Below are 3432 nucleotides of genomic sequence, written 5' to 3'. Positions count from 1 at the left end.
GCCAATATCCGAACGCACCGAGCCTTCCGTGTTGCCGAAGCTGTGCGACCAGGTGTAATCCAGGCGGCCATACCACTTGCCGTCGTACGGATGCTCCAGGTACATGTTCAGTGCGCCGTACTTGCGCTTCAGGTCCGGCATGTTGAAGGCAGACCAGGGGATGGTCATGGTGCCGTAGGTGCCGTCGCCATTGGGGACATTGAAGGTGGAGTTCTTGCCCGGGTTCATGATGTAGCAACCCTGGCCTTCCGCCGCGGTCTCATCGAAGCCCTGGGCAACACCCTCGGCACCGAAGATGGCCGTATCGCAAACGTCATCCAGGTCGTTACGCAGTTTGCGCCACACGCCCTTGGCGCCGGCGACCCACTTGTCGCCGAACATGTCGAAGGCCTTGTCGAAACCGGCGATGTACTCGTCCTGGTACTCGGCCGAAACGTTCTTGCTCGTCACCTGTTTCGGGTCAGGCGGGACGCCGAACTCGAGGTTGGCCGACACGCCTGGGTAATGGCCCTGCGGGATCTGCGTCAGGCCGGTGGGTACGCCAGATACCGGGTCGATGCCGGTATAGGTGAAGTACTGGTCGGTCACCGTGCTGCCTGCCGCGCCGCGCACGGCCACGTTGGACGGCTCATCGAGGTAGTAGCGGCCCGCATTGGCGTACACCTTCAGGCTGGAATCGCCGTAGACGTCCCAACTGGCACCCAGGCGGGGTGACAGGTTCGGGCGGGTCAGGCGGATATAGGCATCGCCGTTCGGGTTGTAGTTGGTGAACTGGTCATTACGCACGCCAACGGACAACAGCACGCGGTCGGAAACCTGCCATTCGTCCTGGATGAACTGGGCGCGCTGCTTCACACGCACGGACTTGGCGAACGTGGTGAAGGTGGTCTTGTCGACGTAGTACCCGTCGCCGCCCGGGGCCGCGACTTCCTCGCCGGCCTGCGTGCTGATCGGCACGCCGGGTTTGCCTTGGGCGTAGTCGTAGGCGAAACCACCCGGATACTGCGAGCCGGCGCCGAGGGACTGGATGTCCATGTTGTCGATACCGGCGGTAATCGAGTGCGAGCCTACCTTCCAGTTGAAGTCGAAGCGCAGGTTGCGCGTCTTGTCCACGATGTCCGGGTTGTCGACCGGGCCGGTAGCCACCGCCTGACCGGTGTAGCCCGGGCCACCGCCCGTGAACGCCGGATTCTGGCTGGACGCGCCGATGATGATCGGGAACTGTGAATTGACAGTCGTGGTGTCGGTCTGCTTCATCTTGCCGTACATGGCGTCGATGGTGATGTCATCGGTGATATAGCCGGTGTATTTGAGGATGCCCAGATCGGCGCCCTGCTTGGTGGCTACGCCTGGTCCCTGGTACGCGCCGCGGGTGCCCTTGATGTTGTTCGGGTCGGTATAGGCGTACGAGAACACCTTCGGGTCGTAGTCGGTCTTGTCCGAGGCGCCGGTGAATTCCAGGATGTTGTTGTCGGTGATGTTCCAGTCGACCTTGGCGTACCACTTCGGATCGGTGTAGCTGTACTTGGTGTCCTGGCCCACGTCGGTGGTCTGCACGTTGCGGCCGTCGACGCGGCGCTCGGCTTCCACGGCGCCGAAGATGAACAGCTTGTCCTTGATCAGCGGGCCACCGAAGTAACCATCAACCGTCTCGGTCGTGTCCTTGTTCTCGTTGCGATAACGGAACGGCTGGCCCTGGCGGCCGCCGGCGTCATTGGAAAGGAACTGCGGGCCGGTCGGGTAGTAGATGTTCTTCGGGTTGGCTTCCAGCGAATCGGGCGAGAACAGGATCTGCGCGCCGAAGTGCCACTCATTGGTACCGCGCTTGCCCACCTGGCTGATCACGCCGCCGTCGGAACGGCCGTACTGCGCACCGTAGCCGCCGGTCAGCACCTGCTCCTGGTCGATCGCGCCGTACGGGAGCGTCAGGCCGCCGAAGTTGCGCAGCGGATCGGTGGTGTTGAAGCCGTTGATGTAGTACGCGTTCTCGGCGATGGACGAACCGCCGAAGGAGTTCAGCACGCGGCCGCCCTCACCGGTGAGCAGCGAGGTGCCGGCGTTGACGCCGGGCGCCAGCTGCGCGATGGATTCGGCGTTGCGGGCCAGCGGCAACTTGGCCAGCTGCTGCGAGGTGATGGTGGTACGGGAATCCACCTGGCTCACGTCGATCGTGGGCAGGGCATTGGCGGTGACCTGCATGGCGCCCAGTTCCGTCGCGCCTGCGGCGTTGGGACCGCCACCGAACGACACCTGGGTGGCACCACCGGCAGACAGCGTGATGTTGTTGCGCGTATCGACCGTGGCGCCGTCACGGAGCAGCGCCACCGTATAGGTACCCAGCGGCAGCGAGCTGGCCGAGAAACGACCGTCGGCACCCACGGTGATCGTGCGGTTAAGACCCGACGAACTCTGCAGGGTTACCGTTTCGTTGGCGCCGGCCGGCGCGTCACCATAGATAGAACCTGTGGTGGACTGTGCGAACACGGGCGCGGCAACGCCCATCGAGAGGGCTGTGACAACGGCCAGTGTAAGCGAGCGTCGCGCAAGCGCGCGACGGCTGCGGTGGTTATTCCCCAAGGACATGTGCATCTCCGGACAAGTAGTGGCAAAGGCATCCATGCAATCGAACTATCACCAGCAACGAGTGCTCCCCTTCGTTGCGGGCTTTGGCGTTAAGAAAAGCCAAGGCTGCTTGTTAAATTCCAATTAGCAACCTTCCACTGGTTTTCTTTCGCGTTCCTTTCATACCCTTTCAACTACGTGACGATATATTCACGATCGTGAAACACTGCGAAATACGCAAAAAATAAGGGCGCCAAGCGGCGCCCTTACGCAAAACATTATCGTTTTATATTGCGGTTATTTCTTGCCGCCAAAATGCCAGTTGAATTCAACGAACACGGATCTTCCATAGATGTCGTAATTATCCGCATTGAAATACGGAAGCGCGTAGTACGAGCGATCCATCGGCGGCTTGGTGTTACGCAGGTTGTTCAACACCAGGCTCAGGCTGGCGTCGTCGGGGAGCTGGTAACCAATGTTCAGGTTGAACGTGGTCCACGAGCCCAGGCGTCCGGCACCAGGCACGGCATAGCTGTTGTTCACCTGCGCCAGGTAGTTCGGCGTGCGGCCGCGGCGGTTGCCGAAGAGCGTGGCCGACCAGTCGCCCCGGTCCCAGCCCACCGAAGCGGTGGTGATGGTCTTGAAGTCGGTGGAGTACTGCGGTGCGCGCAGCAGGTCGATCGTGGTTTCCCCGGCGTACTGCTGAAGCGTGTGCTTGAGCGTGTTGCTGTACGACACGCCCAGCGTAAGGTTGCCGGCGGTGCCCATGCCGATGCGGTAGTTCGCGCCAGCGGTAATCGCATCGACCCGTTCATTGGACGAGTTGATCGGGCCGCTGCGGATGTTGGTGACGGCACCGGTGGCATCACG

General features: G+C 61.8%; 1 protein-coding gene and 1 pseudogene. Both read right to left on the bottom strand.

What is annotated here, in order from left to right:
• A partial coding sequence (locus tag VK519_RS00015) for a TonB-dependent receptor (protein WP_324346439.1) occupies positions 1–2583 on the bottom strand: 2583 nt, incomplete at its 3' end.
• A gap of 276 nt (positions 2584–2859) precedes the next feature.
• Positions 2860–3432 (bottom strand): annotated as a pseudogene (locus tag VK519_RS00010) (TonB-dependent receptor); the annotation flags it as partial.

It is taken from the genome of Pinirhizobacter sp. (assembly GCF_035317885.1).
Classification (GTDB): Bacteria; Pseudomonadota; Gammaproteobacteria; order Xanthomonadales; family Rhodanobacteraceae; genus Pinirhizobacter.
The sequence above is the reverse complement of the archived record's forward strand: the minus strand, read 5'-3'. Positions and strand labels throughout refer to the sequence as shown.